Annotated in this window: 19 protein-coding genes; 17 read left to right on the top strand and 2 right to left on the bottom strand. The window is 40.6% G+C overall.

Annotated features, from left to right (window positions below; translation table 11 throughout):
- Positions 1–4: 4 nt before the first annotated feature.
- Positions 5–910, bottom strand: a complete 906-nt coding sequence (locus tag LAQ65_RS06905) for an HlyD family secretion protein (RefSeq protein ID WP_224116216.1) — start codon at positions 908–910, stop codon at positions 5–7.
- 12 nt (positions 911–922) lie between these two features.
- Positions 923–2,182 carry a TolC family protein gene (locus LAQ65_RS06900; RefSeq protein WP_224116215.1) on the bottom strand — a complete coding sequence of 420 codons (1,260 nt, stop codon included), beginning with the start codon at positions 2,180–2,182 and terminating at the stop codon, positions 923–925.
- Positions 2,183–2,390: 208 nt separating this feature from the next.
- Between LAQ65_RS06900 and LAQ65_RS06895 the strand changes: the two genes are divergently transcribed.
- From LAQ65_RS06895 to LAQ65_RS06815, 17 genes are all read left to right on the top strand, one after another.
- On the top strand, positions 2,391–4,772 hold the full coding sequence (locus tag LAQ65_RS06895; protein WP_224116214.1) for an ABC transporter permease: 2,382 nt from the start codon (positions 2,391–2,393) through the stop codon (positions 4,770–4,772).
- A 482-nt stretch (positions 4,773–5,254) separates the two neighbouring features.
- Positions 5,255–5,743: a RidA family protein gene (locus tag LAQ65_RS06890; RefSeq protein WP_224116213.1), complete on the top strand. Its 489-nt coding sequence runs from the start codon at positions 5,255–5,257 to the stop codon at positions 5,741–5,743.
- 45 nt (positions 5,744–5,788) lie between these two features.
- Positions 5,789–6,652: a DMT family transporter gene (locus LAQ65_RS06885; protein WP_224116212.1), complete on the top strand. Its 864-nt coding sequence runs from the start codon at positions 5,789–5,791 to the stop codon at positions 6,650–6,652.
- A gap of 225 nt (positions 6,653–6,877) precedes the next feature.
- Complete coding sequence (locus LAQ65_RS06880) at positions 6,878–7,447, top strand: DUF4256 domain-containing protein (RefSeq protein WP_224116211.1); 570 nt, start codon at positions 6,878–6,880, stop codon at positions 7,445–7,447.
- Between the two features lie 124 nt (positions 7,448–7,571).
- Complete coding sequence (locus LAQ65_RS06875; protein ID WP_224116210.1) at positions 7,572–8,426, top strand: alpha/beta hydrolase; 855 nt, start codon at positions 7,572–7,574, stop codon at positions 8,424–8,426.
- A gap of 25 nt (positions 8,427–8,451) precedes the next feature.
- Positions 8,452–9,063: a class I SAM-dependent methyltransferase gene (locus tag LAQ65_RS06870; RefSeq protein ID WP_224116209.1), complete on the top strand. Its 612-nt coding sequence runs from the start codon at positions 8,452–8,454 to the stop codon at positions 9,061–9,063.
- 18 nt (positions 9,064–9,081) lie between these two features.
- A complete protein-coding gene (locus tag LAQ65_RS06865; protein WP_224116208.1) occupies positions 9,082–10,608 on the top strand; it encodes a serine hydrolase domain-containing protein in 1,527 nt (508 codons plus the stop codon).
- On the top strand, positions 10,605–12,575 hold the full coding sequence (locus LAQ65_RS06860; protein ID WP_224116207.1) for a glycoside hydrolase family 3 protein: 1,971 nt from the start codon (positions 10,605–10,607) through the stop codon (positions 12,573–12,575). The genes LAQ65_RS06865 and LAQ65_RS06860 overlap by 4 nt, the downstream gene beginning before the upstream one ends.
- A gap of 42 nt (positions 12,576–12,617) precedes the next feature.
- Complete coding sequence (locus LAQ65_RS06855) at positions 12,618–13,193, top strand: hypothetical protein (RefSeq protein WP_224116206.1); 576 nt, start codon at positions 12,618–12,620, stop codon at positions 13,191–13,193.
- A 182-nt stretch (positions 13,194–13,375) separates the two neighbouring features.
- The gene (locus tag LAQ65_RS06850) at positions 13,376–14,515 is read left to right on the top strand and encodes a flavin-containing monooxygenase (protein ID WP_224116205.1); all 1,140 of its coding nucleotides are present in this window, start codon (positions 13,376–13,378) and stop codon (positions 14,513–14,515) included.
- A 13-nt stretch (positions 14,516–14,528) separates the two neighbouring features.
- Positions 14,529–15,293 (top strand): hypothetical protein, encoded by a 765-nt coding sequence (locus LAQ65_RS06845; protein ID WP_224116204.1) that lies wholly within the window; start codon positions 14,529–14,531, stop codon positions 15,291–15,293.
- Positions 15,294–15,398: 105 nt separating this feature from the next.
- Complete coding sequence (locus tag LAQ65_RS06840) at positions 15,399–16,850, top strand: AGE family epimerase/isomerase (RefSeq protein WP_224116203.1); 1,452 nt, start codon at positions 15,399–15,401, stop codon at positions 16,848–16,850.
- Between the two features lie 32 nt (positions 16,851–16,882).
- Positions 16,883–17,452, top strand: a complete 570-nt coding sequence (locus LAQ65_RS06835; protein WP_224116202.1) for a DUF4337 domain-containing protein — start codon at positions 16,883–16,885, stop codon at positions 17,450–17,452.
- A 12-nt stretch (positions 17,453–17,464) separates the two neighbouring features.
- Positions 17,465–18,994, top strand: a complete 1,530-nt coding sequence (locus LAQ65_RS06830; protein WP_224116201.1) for a glycosyltransferase family 39 protein — start codon at positions 17,465–17,467, stop codon at positions 18,992–18,994.
- Positions 18,995–19,013: 19 nt separating this feature from the next.
- Complete coding sequence (locus LAQ65_RS06825) at positions 19,014–19,499, top strand: PH domain-containing protein (RefSeq protein ID WP_224116200.1); 486 nt, start codon at positions 19,014–19,016, stop codon at positions 19,497–19,499.
- Positions 19,500–20,819 (top strand): hypothetical protein, encoded by a 1,320-nt coding sequence (locus tag LAQ65_RS06820; protein ID WP_224116199.1) that lies wholly within the window; start codon positions 19,500–19,502, stop codon positions 20,817–20,819.
- A gap of 50 nt (positions 20,820–20,869) precedes the next feature.
- On the top strand, positions 20,870–21,331 hold the full coding sequence (locus LAQ65_RS06815; RefSeq protein WP_224116198.1) for a hypothetical protein: 462 nt from the start codon (positions 20,870–20,872) through the stop codon (positions 21,329–21,331).
- The last annotated feature ends 24 nt before the right edge of the window (positions 21,332–21,355 follow it).

Below are 21,355 nucleotides of genomic sequence, written 5' to 3'. Positions count from 1 at the left end.
GTTGCTATTTGAACAAAACTTCCGCATACATCCCCAGCTTCAGGTATCCGTCGTTCTTCACATTTATCTTTACTGCATAAACAAGGTTGGCACGCTCTTCCTTTGTTTGAATTGTTTTCGGCGTAAACTCCGCTTTATCAGAAACCCAGGTAATCGTGCCGGTGTATACCTTATAGCCATTCCCCGGTGCATCAACCAACAGTTTTACAGCCTGGCCTAATTTGATCTGTGATAACTGGTTTCCGGAAACATAGGCACGAAGGATGATGGTATTAAGGTCCGCTATTTTATACAATGCCTTTCCCGGCGCAGTCATTTCATCCTGCATGGCATATTTGGAAAGCACGGTCCCGTTAATCGGGTTAATAATCCTGCATCGTTTAAGCTGGTCCTGCACGATGTCCAGTTGGATATTGATTACATTGCCCTGTTGGTTAAGCGTTGACGTGGTGGTATGGAGGCTGTTCTGCTGTGCTGCAAGCTTAGCTTCAAGTACCGACAGTCTTGAATTAATATCATCCAGTTGTCGCTGGGAAGCTACTTCCCCTTTTACGAGGTTTTCTGTACGCTGTTTTTCCAGCTGCACATTTTCAATTTCCTTTTTCGTGGCTTCGATCTGTGTGCGGGTGTCCGGCCTGCCGGCCAGTATTGCTTTTTGGTTTTCCCGCAACTGGAGTTTTGAAAGGTATAGCTGTGTGCTGTCTATAAAACCAACAAGGTCCCCCTGCTTTAAATCCTGGCCCTCTTCGATATTGAAGGAAAGTATTTTACCAGATGCTTCAGCAGACACAATAACCTCATTGGCTTCAAAAGTCCCCGTGGCATCAAATTTATTTTTATTGTTGTCGCAGGAGACCAGCGTTACAACAGAAAACATCAGCGTGATTATAATACTTGTATGATTCAGCATAACGGTATCCTATTAATTTCCGGAAGTAGTTTTATAAGCATATATACTCATCAATAACTGGATCTCATGTAATGCACGGTTTGCGGAAGCATCACTTTCGCCATTAGTAGCCATCAGCAGGTCGTTCATAGTACACATGCCATTCTGGTATTTAAGTTCATACGCTTTTTTAATATTCGATTTCAACTTCAGTATTTCTATATCCTTAGCTAAAACAGTCTTTTGCTTTTCTATATCGCTTTGCTGTTGCGTAAGCTGCAGGTTGGTGTTGAACAAAAAGGTTTCCTGCTGGTTGTTGATCCTGTCGAGGCTGATCCTGGAAAGTTCGCGATTGTTTGAGCTGGTGTATAAGTTCCTGGTGTTCCAGGAAAAATTTAATCCGGCAATAGCCAGGGATTTCAGTTTTTCCGTACCGAAAGCCATGCCGGGCTGAATCATAATACCAGCACCGAGCAATCCGATTTTCGGCATATTGCCGGCTTTGATCATTTTATTCCCTGCTTCCAGTTGTTTACGCTGGAACTGGTATAGGCTAAGCTCAGGACGATTGATGGGTGCAGGTTCAGGTAAGGCATCCATTCCCGGTTTAACTAGTTGGATATTGCCATCTGCAGGAACACCTGTCATTAAGGCGAGCATCTTAGCATATCCCTGGCGGGTATACACCAGTTCGGTGATCCGTTGTTCCACCTTCAGGATTTCAACCTTCACTTCGTCAACATCCATGGAATAGGCAAGGCCATTTTCATTAGACAGTTTAACAGCCTTACTATTCCGTTCCAGGTTATCCTTGAGCAGGTTGAGTAGCTGGTGCTGTTCATCCAATAGCAGGATGCTGAAGAAAAGCTGGTTGACCCGCTCGGTGATGGCATACAGGGCAACGTCAATGCTGGCTTTATCAACTTCCGCTGAAGCTTTTTCGATTTCCTTTTGTGCCCGCGTAGCGCCGCCATCCCAGAGCGCCTGGTTAACCTGGGCAATCCCAATGAACTGGAACTTGTCTTTTGATGCTTCCGCCCCTGGAATCATTGTGGGAAGTCCCTGGATAATATATCCCCCGATGCCGGTTACGCTGATCTGGGGAAGGTATGCTTTACTGGCATTGGAGATTGTATACTCCGTTGATTTGGCGATCAGGTCGTATTGTTTTACCAGCGGGTAGTTGGCTCGCGCCTTTACCTGGCAATCTTCCAGCCGCAACGGTTGCGACCGTAGCGATCCTGCATAGAGCAACAGGATAATAATGTTTAAGAGGAACACACGGGAACGCATACTTGTTTTCTGTGTTTGCTACTATTAAGGTAACCCTTTTTTACGCCCCCTTTCGCGCTTTTAAGTTGGGGGATGGTTTGCGTAGTGCTGTATCAATCCGACACAATAAGTGTATCAATATCGGACAGTAAAAATGGCGTATGAAATACAAATAATTAATAATCAATGAGGTTCAAGAGTGGCCTGATTATTATTGCCATTCCTTATTATGATACTGAATTATATTAAAATAGCCTGGCGCAACCTTGTAAAGAGCAAGGCCTACAGCGCCATAAATATAGGCGGCCTTGCCGTAGGTATGTCAGTAGCTATCCTGATCGGATTATGGATCTGGGATGAGTTATCCTTTGATAAATACCATAAAAATTACGACAGCATTGTGCGGGTTATGCAACACCAGAGTTACAATGGTGAAATCGGCACCCAATTCTCCAATCCTGCAGTTTTGGCCCAGGAGATCAGGAACAAGTATCCCAACGATTTCAGGTATGTATTACAATCATCGTGGAATTTCCAGCATACCCTGGCTTACGGGCAGAAGAAATTGCTGAAAACCGGATCATTTATTGAGCCGGGGATAACCGAGATGCTTTCCCTTAAAATGCTGAAAGGCACAAGAGACGGATTAAAGGAGCCCTATTCCATTTTGTTATCGGCTTCGGTGGCAAAAGCATATTTCGGGGATGCTGATCCCATGGAAAAAACTTTGCGGCTCGACAACAAGGTCGACCTGAAAGTCACCGGTGTATATGAGGACCTGCCTTACAATACCAGTTTCAGGGAATTGAGTTATATAATGCCCTGGGAATTATACCTGATACAGAATCCCTGGATCAAGGCAATGGATGACCCCTGGGGCAGCAATTTTACGCAGACATTTGCCCAGCTGGCAGATAATGCTGATGTAGAAAAGATTTCGAAGAAAATCAAGAATGTAAAGTTGAATGCTGCTGGAAAAAGTGAGGCGAAATTTAAGCCGGTAATTTTTTTGCATCCCATGAAGAAGTGGCATTTGTATGCCGATTTTAAAAATGGTGTAAACGTTGGCGGCCGGATCCAGTATGTTTGGCTGTTTGGCATTATAGGCGTTTTTGTGTTGCTGTTAGCCTGCATCAATTTCATGAACCTCAGTACTGCAAGGAGTGAAAAGCGGGCCAGGGAGGTAGGGGTACGAAAAGCCATAGGGTCGGCCAGGAGCCAGCTGATCGCCCAGTTTTTCACCGAATCATTTACGGTAGTGGTATTGGCATTTGTAATATCCATTTTATTGGTGATGCTTGTATTGCCTTATTTCAATGAACTGGCTGATAAAAAATTAGCTGTGCTATGGTTAAATCCCTTTTTCTGGTTAATGGGTTTCCTGACCTGCCTGTTTACAGGGTTAGTGGCAGGAAGTTATCCGGCATTGTACCTGTCCTCATTCCAGCCGGTTAAGGTATTAAAGGGTACGTTCAGGGTGGGCAGGTTTGCAGCCATGCCGAGGAAAGTGCTGGTGGTTTTACAGTTTTCCGTATCTGTAGTTTTAATTATAGGAACCATAGTTGTATACCGGCAGATACAGCATGCGAAAAACAGGCCTGTAGGTTATAACAGGGAAAGCATGGTGTTTACCACGGTGAATGATGAAATCCATAAAAAATTTGAAGCCATTAGAAATGAATTGAAGCAAAACCAGGTCATTGTTGAAATGGCTGAGTCTGGTAGTCCGGCTACTGAAGTCTGGAATTCCAATGGTGGGTTCAAGTGGGAGGGCAAGGACCCAAACCAGTCGGTGAACTTCCCGAATAACGCGGTTTCCTACGAATTCGGAAAAGTGTTGGGCTGGACGATCAAGGAAGGGCGAGATTTTTCGCGGGATTTTGCAACAGATTCCGCCGCATTTATATTAAATGAAACGGCTGTAAAATTTATCGGGTTGAAGGACCCGGTAGGAAAAACCATTTACTGGAATGACAAGCCTTATACTATAATAGGTGTGATTAAGGATATGTTGGTGGAGTCGCCCTATGAACCGGTAAAAGCATCATTATTCCATTTGTCAAATGAGGTGGAAAATGTAGTCACACTAAAAATTAACCCAAAGTTATCTGCTTCATCTGCATTAGGGAAGATCGAAAAAACATTTTCAGCCTATGATCCGGCAACTGCCTTTGAATTCAGGTTTGTAGATGAAGAATTTGCGAAGAAGTTCGGGGAGGAAGAGCGGATCGGAACGCTGGCCAGTTGTTTTGCAGTATTGGCGGTGTTGATATCCTGCCTGGGCTTGTTCGGGCTTGCTTCTTTTGTAGCCGAGCAGCGAACTAAGGAGATAGGGGTAAGGAAGGTATTAGGTGCCAGTGTAGCCAATCTCTGGCAGATGTTGTCAAAAGATTTTGTAATGCTGGTGATAATAGCCTGTGCCATTGCAGCGCCGGTTGCCTGGTTTGGCATGCACCAGTGGCTCCAGAAATACGATTACCAGGCACCGCTTAGCTGGTGGATATTTGGCGCTGCAATTTTCGGGGCATTAATAATAACGCTTTTAACGGTAAGTTTCCAGGCAATAAAAGCAGCCTTAGCCAATCCCATAAAAAGCCTGAGAACGGAATAATGCGTATATTATAGTACAAGTTAGAAACTCCACCTGTAAAAACCTGCAAAGTAAAAACGTTGCGGGTTTTTCATTTCCGAAAATCCTTGGGGGTGAAAGCGGTTATATTTGACTTACAGGTATTGTATTCAACAATTGGGTGACTTGTCCGGTTGTGGCTGAGGAGGCGAAGCTATAACCAGGAGTAAGGAAAGTAAGGAGAATGGAGCGGACCGCAGATCATTTCGAATGCGAAGCAGAAGGCACTTTATTAATCGTATTTTATTCCCTTGCAGTTTACTACAAAAAAATAAGCTCAAGACACATGCGATACATGATCGCAACTGCAATTTGCTTTTTCATAGCCCACCAAATAGCTTATTACATTGTATTCCTTTAATTCCCTTAATAATAGAGGTGCAGCCTGCAACAGGCGGGTTGGTAATATGTCGAATATTGGCGGTCAGGTTGAACAAACTATATGTACTTTAATATTCCTTAAAATGAAATCACAGGTAATATCAGGAACCGCAATTGTTACCATTTTACTTATTGCATCCTTACAATCTTTCTCGCAGGCCGATGCTCCAATTGTACAGCTTAAAAACACTTTGTCTGTTTGGTCCCCTAAAGGATATTCCCAGGCGGCAATCATTGATTTGGGTAATTCTAAAATGGTAATAATATCCGGACAGGTTCCATTTGACAGTAATGGAAACTTAGTTGGCAAAGGTGACTTAGGAAAGCAGGCAGAACAGGTGTTTTTAAATATAAAAAGTATCATTGTTGATGCAGGTGGTACAATGGACAACTTAGTCAAGATTGGAATATACATGGTTGATATTTCCCAGCTTCAGGCTTTTAGAGACGTTAGAAACAATTTTATTAATATTAAATATCCGCCTGCCAGTACATTGGTTCAGGTTAGCAAGCTATTTCGAGATGATGTATTACTTGAAGTTGACGCAATGGCAATAATACCCAAAAAATAATTTTATACAACTTCATTGTACAGCGCATTTCCTGTTTAAACTAAAATGAGTTTATTCGTTCTTTTTCTGGTACTAACCGCTGCTGTTCTGCACGCTTCATGGAATCTGCTTGCAAAACAAACAAAAGGTAAAACCCCTTTCATCTGGCTTCAGTATATTGCCAGTAATATTTTGTACCTGCCTTTTTTATTCTTTCAAACAAACCAGAGTCATGCTATTTGTTCACAGCCACTGTTATGTTTTTCTTTAAGCAGTGCTTTCCTGCATCTGGGGTATTTTACCGTACTGCAAAAGGGTTACAGAAGCGCCGATCTTTCAGTGGTATACCCGCTTGCCCGGGGTTCAGCACCGGTGGTTTCATTTACAGCTGCTATTGTGTTTCTCCATGAGCCATTAAAACTAAGTTCATCAATCGGTTTGTTATTAATCGTTGCAGGTGTTTTGATTATAACCGGGTTAAGTTTTAAAAAGACAGGCAACAGGAAAGTAATGGCAGGCATTACTTACGGAGTGGTTACAGGCCTGTTCATTGCATTATATACTTTTAACGATGCGGTTGCTGTAAAAGCATATGCCATATCCCCATTAATACTTACACTTGCTACAAATCTTTTTAGCGCTATTTTGCTTTTACCATTTGTCCTGCCACAAAAAGATGAATTGAAACGAGAAATAAAGGAGCATAAATGGATCATCATTGCAATTGCTTTATTAAGTCCTGCTGCTTATATTTTGGTCTTGGAAGCATTGAAATATGCGCCCTTAACGGTTGTCGCTCCGGCAAGAGAAACAAGTATTTTGCTGGGGGTATTTATGGGATCAAGAGTATTTAAAGAGGAAGATGGTAAAAGAAGGCTTATTGCAAGTGTGTTAATACTTGGCGGTATAATCGCGTTAAGTTTTAGTTAGCTGCAATTGTATTTTACCTGAAACAAAATTGGTCATGGAATTTCAGCTGCTACACTGTTACTTTTATTGTTATGCTTAAAAAATCATTAAATTAAGTGCCTGGACCAACTGCCGCAAACAAAACAATTGTGTAAGCCTGCAGTAAAGTCTTAACCTGTGAGCAATATATTTCATCTAATGATTAATGCATAACAGGACTTCGTAACTAAATTGTATAATCACGTTATGGCAAAGAGCATTAAAAATGATTTGTCACCCGGCCAACGGGAAGAACTATTCAGAATATTGAAAGCCCGTTTTGAGAAAAACATGAACCGGCATAAAGGTCTTGAATGGGGTAAGATACAGGCAAAGCTGGAAGCAAATACTGAAAAAATATGGTCGCTCAGTGAAATGGAAAGAACAGGCGGAGAGCCGGATGTTGTGGGTCAGGACACAAAGACAGGCGAATATATTTTTTATGATTGTTCAGCAGAAAGTCCCAAAGGGCGCAGAAGTGTTTGTTATGACCTTGAAGGGCTGGAATCAAGGAAGGAATTTAAACCGGAGAATAATGCTGTTGATATGGCTGCTGGTATGGGCATCGAGCTTTTAACGGAAGAGCAGTATCGGGAGTTGCAGAAACTTGGAAAATTCGATATGAAAACATCGAGCTGGATAAAAACGCCAGCCGAGATTAGAAAACTCGGAGGGGCACTATTTGCCGATTTCCGTTATGGCAATGTCTTCGTATATCACAACGGTGCGCCCTCTTACTATGCCGCAAGGGGGTTCCGGGGGTCGCTGAGCGTCTGAATATGGCATAGTCCGGTAATTTTATTTTAAAGCCCATCACCTTTGAGATACAACCCGCCTAGAAGGTTGCTTTAGGGGATGATCACACGGATTAATTAATATTGGAAAATAAAACAGGTAGTATATGAAACGATTGTTGATTGAAATAGCACTTCTGGCTTTAATTTCAGGTTGCACTTCCAGTAAAAAGGCGGGATTAATGGCTGGGGAAAAAAAATTAACTGATGTAGCTTATGGTTCCTTCCCATCGAGCAAAATGGATGTGTATTTGCCCGCCAACAGGAATGCACAAACTCCTTTTGTAATACTTATACATGGAGGGGCCTGGTTATGGGGAGATAAGCAATCTGACACGCCTACGCAGGATTCCTTGCTGGCGCATGGGATTGCCTGTGCAAATATTAACTATCGCTTTGTAGATACCCTGCAAACACATTACCCACAAATGCTCGCTGATATTGACAGCGCTGTTAACTATTGCATTGCGCATGCCAGTGAATGGAATACCAGAAAAGATAAATTCATCATCAGCGGAGCCAGTGCAGGCGGTCATCTTTCCTTATTATACGGGTATACGACAAATAAAAAAATAAGTGCCATTATTGCTGAGTGTCCTGCGACTGATTTGACTGATACTGCGGTATTGAACTATGAAGCAAAAATTGGCCTTTTGCAGGCCATCCACAAAATGACAAATGCCATATATACACCAGGACAGCCACTTGGGCCTGAATTTGCAGCATCAAGCCCTATATACCATGTGAAAAATATTCCCACATTAATCATACACGGCAATGGAGACCGGACGGTTCCTTATTCGCAGTCGGTGGATTTGGATAAGAAGCTCACGGCTAAAAATATCATCCACAAATTAATCACGATACCCGGTGCCGATCATGATTTGAACCTGAAAGACCCGGCGACAAAAAATATGGTATATAAAGAAGTCGTGGATTGGGCCTGGAAGTACGGGAAATAGCGACTTGCCAATAAAACTACACTGCATGAATCAGAAATGGGATGAAAGGTATAAAGAACAGGAATTTGTTTACGGCAAAGATCCAAATGTTTTTTTTAAGGAATGGCTTTCGAAATTTGAACCGGGATCTATATTGATGCCAGCCGATGGGGAAGGACGCAATGGCGTATTTGCAGCGCGGCTTGGATGGAAAGTAACGTCATTTGACTTAAGTGTTGAAGGGCAAACAAAGGCATTGAAACTTGCCAAAGAGAACGGGGTTTCCATTGAGTACATTGTTGGTGACTTTGAACAACTGAAGTTTGAAAAGGAGGAATTTGACGCTATCGGGCTCATTTATGCGCATTTTCCCGGAGAAATGAAGCCAATATTCCACAAGAAGTTAAATGGCTATCTGAAGCCAGGCGGCATAATTATTTTTGAGGCTTTCAGTAAGAGTCACATACAGTTTAAGCGGTTAAATCCGAAAGTCGGTGGCCCGGATGATATTAACATGTTGTACTCTAAGGAAGAAATAATTGCTGATTTCGGGAATTATGATGTATTAATGTTAGAAGAAGAAGAAATACATTTAAATGAAGGAAAGTATCATATTGGGAAGGGGTCTGTGATCAGATTTGTAGGAAGGAAAAAATAAGTTAACGGCTAAAAAGATATGAAAAAGAAAACACAGCAATTCTGGCTTTTAGTATTCCTGGTTACTATTTGCATTAACCATGAAGTTGTTGCACAGGCATATGATGCCCGGATAAAAAATATTGAAGCCGCTTATCCTGCGATTGATGAAGTATTCAGCAACTATGCCAGGCAAAATCATTTTCCGGGATTTGTATATGGACTGTTAGTTGATGGGAAACTGGTCCATACCGGCAATATCGGTTATTTAAACACTACCCAAAAAAATGCAGCTGATAGTAAATCTGCTTTCCGTATTGCTTCTATGACAAAGAGCTTCACTGCCATGGCAATTTTGAAACTCAGGGATGAGGGGAAGCTAAAGCTCGATGATCCTGTTTATTTATACATTCCCGAAATGAAGGGGCAGCGGTATCTTACAACTGATGCAGCGCCAATAACCATTCGTCATTTACTTACCCATGGTGCCGGGTTCCCCGAAGACAATCCCTGGGGCGACCGCCAATTAGCCACAACAGACAAGGAACTGGTAGACCTGATTAAAAAAGGGATATCATTTTCAAATGACCCGGGCCTGGGTTATGAATATAGTAACCTTGGTTTTGCTATGTTAGGGTTTGTCATCAAGAAAGTTTCAGGGCAACCTTACCAAACCTATATCACTAAAAATATTTTAGAGCCCCTGGGTATGGTTCATACGTATTGGGAATATAGCAAAGTCCCCGCAAATACGCTGGCGCATGGATACCGATGGTTAAATGAGCAGTGGGTGGAACAACCTTTATTACATGATGGCACTTATGGAGCAATGGGTGGTATGATTACTACAATAGAAGATTTCAGCAGGTATGTAATCCTTCAGCTTTCAGCATGGCCACCAAGAAATGACGAGGATAAAGGCCCCGTTAAAAGAAGCTCGCTTCGTGAAATGCAGTTTCCCTGGAACATCAGTGGGTTTAATCCCCAATTTAAATATCCGGGTGGTCGTCCTTGTCCCCTGGTTACCGCTTATGCTTATGGTTTGGGATGGACCAGGGATTGCGAAGACAGGATATATATTGGTCATACCGGTGGATTACCCGGGTTTGGAAGCAATTGGAAAATAATGCCTGACTATGGAATAGGCATTATTTCTTTCAGCAATCTTACTTATGCGCCAACAAGTTCAATAAACCTCCAGGTCTTAGATACACTTATTTCCCTGGCAAAGCTGCAACCCAAAAAAATACCGGTATCGGCTATTTTAGACCAGAGAAAAAATGAATTGATTAAATTATTGCCCGAATGGAAGCAAGCTGAATCCATACCTGTTTTTGCTGAAAACTTCTTTATGGATTATTTCACTGATTCATTGCGTAAAGAAGCTGTCGAAATATTTAGCAGGGCAGGTAAAATCATTCACATACGGGAACTCATTCCCGAAAACAATTTGAGGGGTTCATTTATTATGGAAGGCGAAAACAGTAATATAGAAATAAGCTTTACATTGACTCCGGAAAATCCACCATTGATACAGGAATATCATATTCAAGAGATAAAGAAATGATAAGGAAAATACTGAAATGGACAGGTATAGTCCTTGGAGCTATAATTCTATTGTTGGTTTTAGCTTATGTAATTGTCTATATTAAAGCATCAGTTACTTCAAAAAATAACATGGCCCTTTTGGGGGAAACGGCAAAAACCCTGACTCAAAATGGCGTGCAATTCCGTGATTTAAATAAGAACGGCAAGCTGGATACTTATGAGAATCCAACAGCGGACCCTGAAAGCAGGGTTATTGATCTAATAAGCCAGATGAGTTTAGAAGAAAAGGCAGGTGCTATGTTTATAACTGTAATTGGACCTACACCTGATGGAGAACCATTGGAGAAGCCGTTACTTACAACAAAATTGCTTGATCTTGTAGTGAGTTTCATTTCGCCATCCAATTCAGAGCTGATAGCCAGGAAGCATATGAACAACTTTAATCCTATTGCTTCACTGGATGCAAACCTGATGGCGAGATACAATAATGCCATCCAGAAAATGGCAGAGAGAACCCGTTTGGGAATACCAATTACCCTGTCATCAGACCCACGGCATATCAATGAATTTAACCCCGGAACCACATTGTATACCCCTGCATTTTCGCAATGGCCAACCACATTGGGATTGGCGGCAACCCGGGATACCGCCCTGGTGAGGGAGTTTGGTGAAATTGCGAGACAGGAATATATGTCGGTAGGTATCCGAATGGCTTTGAGTCCTATGGCAGATCTGGCAACTGAACCTCGATGGGGAAGGATAAATGGAACATTTGGAGAAGATGCCGGGCTGGTATCAGCAATGGTGAAAGCATATATACTTGGATTCCAGGGAGACAGTCTGGGTAAGAATAGTGTGGCTTGTATGGTGAAGCATTTTCCTGGCGGTGGTGCACAGAAAGGTGGGGAAGTTGCACATTTTTCTTATGGTAAAGAACAGGTTTATCCCGGACGAAATTTGAATTATCATTTGCTTCCCTTCAAAAAAGCTTTTTCTGATGCAAATGCAGCCCAGGTAATGCTCAATTATGGAATACCAATGGGGCAAACAGTGGAAAATGTAGCCAACGCTTTCAATAAGGGAATCGTTACCACATTACTGAGGGATTCACTAAAATTCGAGGGTGTGGTGTGCACAGATTGGGCCGTATTAACAGAGAACCCGTTTAATGAAGTTAAGGCCTGGGGTGTTGAAAAACTTACCCCAAAACAACGGGCACAAAAAGCAATTGAAGCGGGAGTTGACCAGTTTGGGGGAGAGGCAGCGCCCGAATACATAATCGATTTAGTGAAAGAAGGCAAGGTCACCGAAGAAAGGATTAATGGTTCTGTTAAACACATCATGCTGGATAAATTCAGGCTCGGTTTGTTTGACAACCCTTATGTTGATGAAGATGGAGCACTTAAAATTGCAGGCAGGAAAGAGTTCAGGGAAAAAGGTGAACTGGCCATGCAAAAGTCAAACATCTTATTAAAAAATGCGGATGCGCTATTGCCACTGAAACAAGGTGTAAAGATATATGTTCATGGTGCAAAGAATCCTGAATCTTATGCGAAATATGGAGTCCTGGTAAACAATCCGGGTGATGCAGATGTGGTACTGACCCGAATTAATACACCATTTGAACCCCGGAACAACACAATAATTGAACGCTTTTTCCACCAGGGCCGATTGTATTTCAATGATGCTGAAAAAAAGGACATTTTGGGTTTAATATCCAAAAAGCCTTCCATCGTTGTGATTAACCTGGAGCGCCCGGCCATTCTGACTGAGGTCGATAAAGAAAGTAAAGCGTTGATTGCCGAATTTGGGGTTAGCGATAAAGTGTTGGCAGAATTATTATTCGGCAAGGCGAATTTTACAGGGAAGTTACCATTTGATCTGCCTTCTTCCTGGGAGTCGTTACAAAACCAGTTAGAAGATGTACCATTTGATGCAAAAAATCCACTTTATCGCTTTGGCTTTGGTTTGAGTTATGGGAATTAGGCTTTATGTCAATTAATATTGATTTAATATTTCAGCTGAAGTATGAAAGGCGAATGGAAGGCGGAATTTAAGGTATGGGGATGCTATTTTTTTACCATATTCATCGTCACATTTCTTCATGAGACAGGCCATTGTATACCTGCATGGATTAATGGGTATAAAGCAATCCCAACACTGGCCAAAGAATATTCCTTAACAGCAATTCCATCAGGCCTGTTAAAGTATGTTTCCCTTGGTGGATTAACTGCTACAGTCCTGGTCGCTGTTTACGCAATGTTATTTTTCTTCAACAGTTCTTATAAGTATAAAGAGGTTATACTCGCCGGTACATTGGCAATGCCTTCGGTTTACACATTCCGCTTTATATTAATTGGCAGGGGCCATGATGCAACTGAATTTCAGGAAGCCCAATCTGCTCTTGGATTAAGTTACTCCGGCCACTTTTTTGACTGGCTGTTTCTTGCAATAGCTATTTTGGGTGCAACAGTTTGGTTTATTAAAAAGAAACCGAAATCACAAATAGCCGGGAGGTTATTAATTGGCTTGGTTGTATCAATTGTATTTATCGTCCTGTTGCAAAAAATAAACAATCTCATATTCGATCCTCTTTTCTTGTAAATACTCCAAGTTAGCAAAACGACGGTACGGACGATGCTTCTGCGATTCACTGTCTTCCAGAGAATATATCCATTAAATCCATGGACAGTTATTAGTTCGGGATAAGAAAAATAATAGTAAACATTTTACTAATTTAGAAGCGGTTGCCATAAAAAAATATTTCCTACGATTCAGCCATAATCATGAAAGAAACAAATACCCTCATTGTTGGAGCCAGCGTTTCGGGCCTGGCTTCTGCTTCGTCGCTTACAAAACAAGGAATAGAATATATTATCATTGAAAAAGAATCGCAGGTGGCTACTCCCTGGAGGAACCACTATGACCGGCTTCATTTGCATACCAACAAGAACCTCTCAAATTTGCCGTATAAGAAATTTGGCAATGCAATACCAAACTATCCAACCCGGCAACAGGTAGTTGACTATTTAACCGATTACCAGCAGGAGTTTAATATCAATCCCATATTTAATACTGAAGCTAAATCAATAAAAAGGGAAGGGGATTACTGGATTACAAAAACCACTAATGGTAACTTCAGGTCAAAATTTGTTATTGTGGCGACCGGGCCTTTTGGCAAACCAAAGGCTATAAATTTTAAAGGGATGGATACATTTCCCGGCAAAATATTACATAGTTACGGATACAAAACAGGGCGGGATTTTAAAGGGCAAAAAGTCCTGGTAGTGGGATTTGGAAACTCAGCTTGTGAAATTGCCATTGATATATACGAACAGGGTGCGTACCCCTCTATGGCGGTTCGGTCCCCGGTAAATGTATTACCAAGGGATATATTAGGAATACCAATCCTGCAATTAAGTTTATTGATGACTCCTTTCCCGCCAAAGCTGGCAGATGCAATCAATGCTCCTTTAATGCGCTTGCTGACTGGTGACATTACCAAACTTGGTTTGAAGAAACTGCCTTATGGACCTCTGGAGCAAATTCAAAAAGATGGCACTGTTCCGCTTTTGGATATTGGCACCATAAAGCATATCCGGGAAGGGCATATAAAAATTTACGGCAATATTGACTATATCTCGGGCAAGACAGTTTGTTTTATTGATGGTAAAAGAGAAGATTTTGACACAATAGTTGCGGGTATTGGATATTACAGGGACTATGCTGAAATTATAGACGCAGATAAAAACAGGTTTGAGGATTTAAAGGTCAGCATAAATAAACAAAAATATTTTGGGAAGGACGGTTTGTATTTCTGTGGTTTTTGGATTGCCCCTACAGGACAATTCCGTGAAATCGCGTTAGATGCACAAAAAATTGCAAAAGATATTGCATTGAAAGAAAAGGCAGTTTCAACACATTGAAAAATTGGGCAGATTGAGAATAGTGATGACCAGGTTATTTATATTTTGCTTATTACTGTTTGGACAATTTTCATTTGGACAAGCAAATGACTCGGCTTTTGGAAAACCGATATTCTGGTACCAGATTAGTGACCCCTGGAGTATGTTTATGGGCGCTGAAGGACCTGTTTTCGTTTTATATGACTCAGGTAAAGTGTTGTATCGGAAGAATAATGTCTATCGCCTGGTACAAGTTGATCCTGAAGAAAAGGAACTGCTTATTACTGGTTTAAATTTAAAGGATACATTATTTATTAAAAGCAGGAACTATAATGCAACTGCGAGTGCTGGTCAAACTGATATGGTCGGCGCAACCGATAATCCTACTTATTCAATGTTTGTAAATTTTGATACATTAATCCAGGTATCAGTTTACGGGTATATTACAGCAATTGAATACCGGAAAAAATTTCCAAAACCATTTTTGAAAGCCCATATTGTTATAATGAATTATGAAAATGACAATGCTGTTAAATGGGTGCCGGGTAAAGTCCAGGTTTTACTTTCTGATTATGAAAATTCCCCTGACATACCCGTTAAATGGCCTAAAGATTGGCCGGATTTAAACAGCCCTGAGGCGATAAATGAAGACGGGTATTTGAAATCTATTTTTCTTGACGGTAAATATTTGGACGAACTGATTAAGCTAATAAATAACAGGCATGAGAAACAGGCATTTGAAATTAATGGGGGAAGGTATTATATAGGCTACCGGTTTCCTATTCCCGGGCTTTACTAGATGACAATACCTTTGTTTAAGTTCAGTTTTATTTTTTTAGTCAGTTAAATGGTATTGCATTAAACTCAGGTATTTAAATAATAATGAAGTAGAGTTCAGCAACACATGAGACAAGGAAAAACGCTTTTAATATTTTCTGTTGTGGTATTCATTGTATGCAATACAAGTGGGCAGACTACTGACCGTTACCTCGAAAAAGAACATTGGAAAAAAGAAGCGTTGGAAAATATACTTTCATTCTGGACCCAACATGCCTCCGACAAATCCAGGGGAGCTTTTTATCCTAACCTTGATGGTAACTGGAAACCTGTCAATGATACCATAAAATTTCCAAGCATGATAGCAAGACACCTCTTCAGCTATTCTGCTGCTTACCTGATGAGTGGAGATCAAAAAGATCTTTCTATCGCCAGGGAAATAAAAGATTATTTGCTGGCACATGCCTGGGATATTGAGCACGGAGGATGGTTTGATGCGTTGGATGCTGAAGGTAAACCATTGCATGCCGGTAAATCAACTTTTGTCCAGGTGTATGTGATTACCGGACTCACGATGTATTATTTTATTACCCACGATGCAGTAGTGAAGAATTATATTGATAAGTCCAACAACCTGCTGGAAGAAAATGCCTGGGACCAACAATCAGGCGGTTACTATGATGCGCTAGAACGAAACTGGACAATTAAAAGTGAAACTAAATCTGTCAGTTCCCAATTGGCTCCTTGTTCGGGTTACCTGCTATACCTTTATTTGGCAACGAGGGATTCAAAATACCTGGCGCAAGCTGATAGGATTGTAAATACCATAATTCAACGGATGATAGATCTGGGATCGGGTTGGGTGCTTGAAACATTCGATAAGAATTGGAAATATATTCCCGGACGGCAGGATGAAGAGGAAATCAATATTGGCCACAACATAGAAATAGCCTGGACATTACTGCGCCTCTATCTCTTAAATGGAAATGTTGATTACTTAAGGGCCGGAAAAGCCATGGCCGACCGCCTTCACCAATATGGCATAAGTTCCAGATATGGCATCTGGCCAGCAGGCATTGGCAGGCAGAATCCCAGTCAACATACAAACTACACATACTGGTGGATACAGGCATACGGGAACATGTTTAACCTTTACCTGGCCCGGGTATATCCGGAAAAGGATTATGCGGCCAGTTTCAAAAAAGGTGCGGAATTCTGGGATAAATACTTCCTGGATAAAAAAAACGGCGACACTTATTTTAGCCTGATGGAAGATGGCCATATAAGGCAATCACAGAAAGCAAACCAGTACAAGGCGTCCTATCATAGTGTGGAGCATTGCCTGTTGAACTACTTATACCTGGGATGTTGGGTGAATCCGGGACCAGTGACATTATATTTTAATCTTACTTCAAACGTACAGGGTGAATTGCTTTACCCGCTTCCCATTGAAAAGCTAAACTATCGAATAACTGATGTAAGGATAAACGGAAAGGATTTTAAGTCGACAACAACAAATGAAAGTTTTCTAGGGTTGCCTGTCCTGAAGGATGCAAAGGTCGCTCTTACTATTTTTTAAAATAGTATATTTCAAACACTAATTATACCTCTATGACCGAAATCGTTGATACAATCCAGGAGCCAATTGAACAGGCGGAAAAAAATAAAATCAATTCGAGGGTTGCCCTGTTCGTAGCCATAACAGCAACATTCATGGCCCTTTGCAATGTGAAGGATGGCAACATTGTACAGGCAATGTCCCAGGCCCAGGCCCACAGTATTGATGCCTGGTCGTATTTCCAGGCAAAAAGCACTAAACAGTCTATTGCAGAAAACACGGTTGAATTGCTAAGACAACAAAACGCTGCAGGTAATGAGACTGTAATAAATAAGTACCAGGAGCAGATTAGCCGATATGAAAAAGAGAAGGCGGAGATAAAAGCCCAGGCAGAAGGTTTTCAAAAGGAATATGAAGACATTAATCTTTTTGATGACCAGTTTGATATGACAGAAGCATTATTAACGATTTCAATTGCCATGTATGGAATTACCTCCCTTACCCAAAAAAAATGGCTCCTCTATTTTGCAAGTGGTGTAAGTTTAACCGGTATAATTTTGGGTTTGGCTGCATTTATGAAAATAAGCCTGCACTCGGAACTGATTTCTAGAATTCTGGGGTAATAACAACCTGTCATGACAAAGAAGACTTTAATATTAGCCGGGTTTATTGTCCTGAAATTCATGCTTCAATATTCATTAATAAGCCCTCATTACGACTTGCAGCGGGATGAATACCTGCACCTTGACCAGGCCCATTATTTAGCCTGGGGATATTTATCCGTGCCGCCAGTTACTTCCTGGATATCCAGTATCATATATTTTCTCGGCAATTCCGTCTTTTGGGTTAAGTTTTTTCCTGCATTGTTTGGTGCCCTGGTAATTGTTGTGATCTGGAAGACGATTGAAGAATTAAATGGGAATTTGTTTGCATTAATATTGGGGGCTACCTGCGTCTTGTTTTCAGCCCTTTTAAGACTAAATACATTATTCCAGCCTAACTCATTCGACGTTTTAAGCTGGACAGTATTTTATTTTATTATTATTAAGTATATCAGGACGGAAAATCAAAAATGGATTTTTATCGGTGCAGTCGTGTTTGCCATAGGATTCATGAATAAATATAATATTGTCTTTTGTCTAATAGGGCTACTGCCAGCTATTTTATTAACTGAACATCGTAGGGTATTTGTCCTGAAGGAATTTTACCTGGCATCCTTGTTCGGCCTATTGCTGGTAATGCCAAACCTCTATTGGCAATACGAAAATCATTTCCCCGTAGTTCATCACCTAAGGGAATTGGCTGATACGCAGTTGGTAAATGTAGACAGGGTAGGATTTTTGAAATCCCAACTATTTTTCTTTATAGGCTCTTTATTCGTAATTATATCAGCCTTATATGCACTGTTATTCTATAAGCCATTTGAAAAATATAAACCATTCTTTGCGGTAATTATTTTTACGCTTACGGTTTTTATCTATTTCAAGGCTAAAGATTATTATGCCATCGGGCTTTATCCTATTTACATTTCGTTTGGTTCGGTTTTCCTCGGCGATATATTAAAAGATGGCTGGAGAAAATATTTACGGCCAGTTGCAGTTGCAGTACCTGTCTTATTTTTTATTCCCATGTCAATGGTTTTTTTCCCTGATAAAAGTCCTCAATATATTCTGACAAATGCAACACGATACAAGGAGCTGGGACTACTTAGGTGGGAGGATGGGAAAGACCATCAGCTACCGCAGGATTTTGCAGATATGTTTGGCTGGAAAGAATTGGCTGGAAAAGTAGATTCAATTTGTTCAAAATTGCCAAACCTTGACGAAACACTGGTTCTTTGTGACAACTATGGAGAGGCAGGTGCGATAAATTACTATAAAACGAATAAGAAAATTGTAGCCTGTTCATTTGATGCAGACTATATTAACTGGATCAGGTTTGACAGGAAAATAAAAGATGTGGTATTGATTAAGGAAGCTGACGATGAAGACAAAGACAGGAAAGTGGAAAAACCTTTTTTTGACAGTGTTTACCTGGCCGGAAAAAGAATTAATCAATTTGCAAGGGAGCAGGAGATCTCAATTTATGTTTTGAGAGGTGCAAAAATTGATGTCAATAAACGCATCAAGGACGAGATGGACAGGAAGAAGTCCAACTGGCAATAAACGCGTGAATAATTTATAGATGATTTATAAAGCTTCATTAGACAACCTGGCAAAAGGAATAACAATAGGTGTTACAGTATTGTTCGCATTTATTATTATTGGACAATATTCAATAATTAAAGATGCAGGACGGGCAATTCCAATTTATACAACAGTTGGGTTAGTCCTGGTTTATTTTATTGCATATGCGTTCAGGCCAATTCATTACGTTTTTACGCCAGACAAATTGATCATTCACAGGTTAATTTCAGACGTGAAAATTGACTGTAGCCAAATCAGGAGCGTTGAGTTGCTTGAAAAGGAACAAATTGGTATGGCAATCCGGACTTTCGGGGTTGGTGGGCTATTTGGTTATTTCGGGAAATTTGCAAGCAGAAAACTTGGAAGTATGACCTGGTATGCTACGCGCAGGAACAATTATGTTTTGGTGCAGACGATGGACAATAAGAAAATAATTCTGACACCAGACGAGCCTGAAGGATTGGTTGCAAAATTTGCCAGGTAAATGGGAAGATTCTCAAGAAAGAAAGGGTTAATAATATTGGCCGCTATAGTGCTGCCTGTAATTGCAGGTATTTTATATTATGAACACCAGAGTTTTTACGAAATCCCCAAAACAAGGTTGGGGTTAAATGAAAGCTATACTGATATGCAGGAAGACAGCTTTCATCATTATATGAACTTCCCGATTGATTATAACGACTCTTTAAAAGGTCAATTCAGGGGATTTTACCTCTTAAGCCCAGGGTTTTATAAGAGTAAAAACATTACATTTTTGCTTACCGACGGTCAGATGGAACTGGTAGGAACAAAGACTGATTTTGGTTTTTTTGAAAACGTATTAAGAGGGTGTTCATATGTATTGATTGGCGTAAGGGGGCATTCGCCTACACTATTTCCGGAAGTTTATAATAATGGAAAGGTGGATTATAAAATGGCAACAAACCTGTTCAATTCCGATCAGCAGGTGGAAGACATTGAACAGGTACGGTTGGATTTGATAAAAAAAGGTTGCCTTTCAAAATGTGATAAAATTAATGTTTTCGGGGCGTCTGGGGCTGGGGTTTTAGCGCAGCAGTATATATCAAGGTATGGCGAAAATGTTAAGCGTGTAATTTTGGAATCTACAGGGGCACCTGATTTAGCAAGGAAGTCGGGCACAAAATACTCGCCTGATTTTAAAGATTTCAACCCAAAAGCAGCGGCAGTTTTGGATAGTGTACTAAAAGACAGGCCTTCTGACAAAAAGGCTATTTGCAATATCTTATACCAAACAGGCAGGACTGAAAAATCACCTAAAGATGAACAAATGAGGATTGTGGAGCAATTGCGGAATGGCGGGAGTTTATTGAAGTATAAGTTTAAGCCAGGAACTAATATTTCTATCATGGACTATATTATTAAACCGCCCGGTGAAATAGCAGCGAGGGTAAGGTGGTTTGAGTTGGTTGGTTATGATTTAATGAGTTATGATAGTCAAAAAGAAACCAATTTGCTTTATGAAATTTCATCTGTGGCAGTTTCGGATTTGTTGACTTATTATAAAAGCAATAGAATCCCTGCTAAAGAATTCAATATTAACAGGAACAATTTCCAGGGTGAAGTTTTGCTTTTAAAAGGAACCGAAGATGTTGTTTTTTCTGATGATATAAATAGGGAGATACAAAAGCAATATCGTAACTCAAGGATTTTATTCTTTAAAGATGGACATAGGATGCAAAATGACAAAGAGCATTATATTAACATCCGGAATGCTTTTTTGAATAAAGGTTTTAGTGCAGAAGCATTTAAGAAAATAAAGTATCCTTGTGTAAATCCATTATAAACGATGCAACGTTTTGTATTAATTGAATGTCAGCTAATGAAAGTCCTGTTTTGAAATACTTAATAACTTTAGTTTGTTTCGGTGTTACAATTGTCCTTTTGGAAGGTTGCAAAAAGGATTCCGCCAAAAATATTGATAATTCCTCCTCAATTATTGGGGACTGGGAGTTAAGGCAAATATTTGCACAAATAGGGATGGTAAACTATCCTTCAGGTAATGGCTCAATTTTGAAATTTACCGACTCAACCTGGTCAACTACCGACACTGCCTGGTCAATTTTTGTCCGGGGAAACCACCATGCAAATGGTTATTATAGGATAGTTGCCGACACATCCGTAAATAATAGCACTGGTTTAGGATTTCCTTCCGGGCAATTTACCAATCGTATAATATTAGAAGGGGACACCACCAGCGATAAAATATTTTACCAGGTTACAAATAGTAAATTAGTTATTGTTTCCGGGTATTTTCCTCTGGATGGTGGTATAGAAATGACCTATGTGCGGAAATAATCAGTTATGCTTCATTGCAACGTT

The sequence above is a fragment of the Flavihumibacter profundi genome, assembly GCF_020076305.1.
In the GTDB taxonomy this organism is placed as follows: domain Bacteria; phylum Bacteroidota; class Bacteroidia; order Chitinophagales; family Chitinophagaceae; genus Flavihumibacter; species Flavihumibacter profundi.
This window is presented reverse-complemented; position numbering and strand designations above follow the sequence as displayed.

Bases quoted from the DNA above. Each gene is read 5' to 3' on its own strand.
- LAQ65_RS06830 (WP_224116201.1), top strand. From the start codon at position 17,465: ATGACAAAGAAGACTTTAATATTAGCCGGGTTTATTGTCCTGAAATTC.
- LAQ65_RS06895 (WP_224116214.1), top strand. From the start codon at position 2,391: ATGATACTGAATTATATTAAAATAGCCTGGCGCAACCTTGTAAAGAGC.
- LAQ65_RS06865 (WP_224116208.1), top strand. From the start codon at position 9,082: ATGAAAAAGAAAACACAGCAATTCTGGCTTTTAGTATTCCTGGTTACT.
- LAQ65_RS06825 (WP_224116200.1), top strand. From the start codon at position 19,014: ATGATTTATAAAGCTTCATTAGACAACCTGGCAAAAGGAATAACAATA.
- LAQ65_RS06885 (WP_224116212.1), top strand. From the start codon at position 5,789: ATGAGTTTATTCGTTCTTTTTCTGGTACTAACCGCTGCTGTTCTGCAC.
- LAQ65_RS06855 (WP_224116206.1), top strand. From the start codon at position 12,618: ATGAAAGGCGAATGGAAGGCGGAATTTAAGGTATGGGGATGCTATTTT.
- LAQ65_RS06840 (WP_224116203.1), top strand. From the start codon at position 15,399: ATGAGACAAGGAAAAACGCTTTTAATATTTTCTGTTGTGGTATTCATT.
- LAQ65_RS06880 (WP_224116211.1), top strand. From the start codon at position 6,878: ATGGCAAAGAGCATTAAAAATGATTTGTCACCCGGCCAACGGGAAGAA.
- LAQ65_RS06860 (WP_224116207.1), top strand. From the start codon at position 10,605: ATGATAAGGAAAATACTGAAATGGACAGGTATAGTCCTTGGAGCTATA.
- LAQ65_RS06900 (WP_224116215.1), bottom strand. From the start codon at position 2,182: ATGCGTTCCCGTGTGTTCCTCTTAAACATTATTATCCTGTTGCTCTAT.
- LAQ65_RS06870 (WP_224116209.1), top strand. From the start codon at position 8,452: ATGAATCAGAAATGGGATGAAAGGTATAAAGAACAGGAATTTGTTTAC.
- LAQ65_RS06875 (WP_224116210.1), top strand. From the start codon at position 7,572: ATGAAACGATTGTTGATTGAAATAGCACTTCTGGCTTTAATTTCAGGT.
- LAQ65_RS06850 (WP_224116205.1), top strand. From the start codon at position 13,376: ATGAAAGAAACAAATACCCTCATTGTTGGAGCCAGCGTTTCGGGCCTG.
- LAQ65_RS06835 (WP_224116202.1), top strand. From the start codon at position 16,883: ATGACCGAAATCGTTGATACAATCCAGGAGCCAATTGAACAGGCGGAA.
- LAQ65_RS06820 (WP_224116199.1), top strand. From the start codon at position 19,500: ATGGGAAGATTCTCAAGAAAGAAAGGGTTAATAATATTGGCCGCTATA.
- LAQ65_RS06905 (WP_224116216.1), bottom strand. From the start codon at position 910: ATGCTGAATCATACAAGTATTATAATCACGCTGATGTTTTCTGTTGTA.
- LAQ65_RS06890 (WP_224116213.1), top strand. From the start codon at position 5,255: ATGAAATCACAGGTAATATCAGGAACCGCAATTGTTACCATTTTACTT.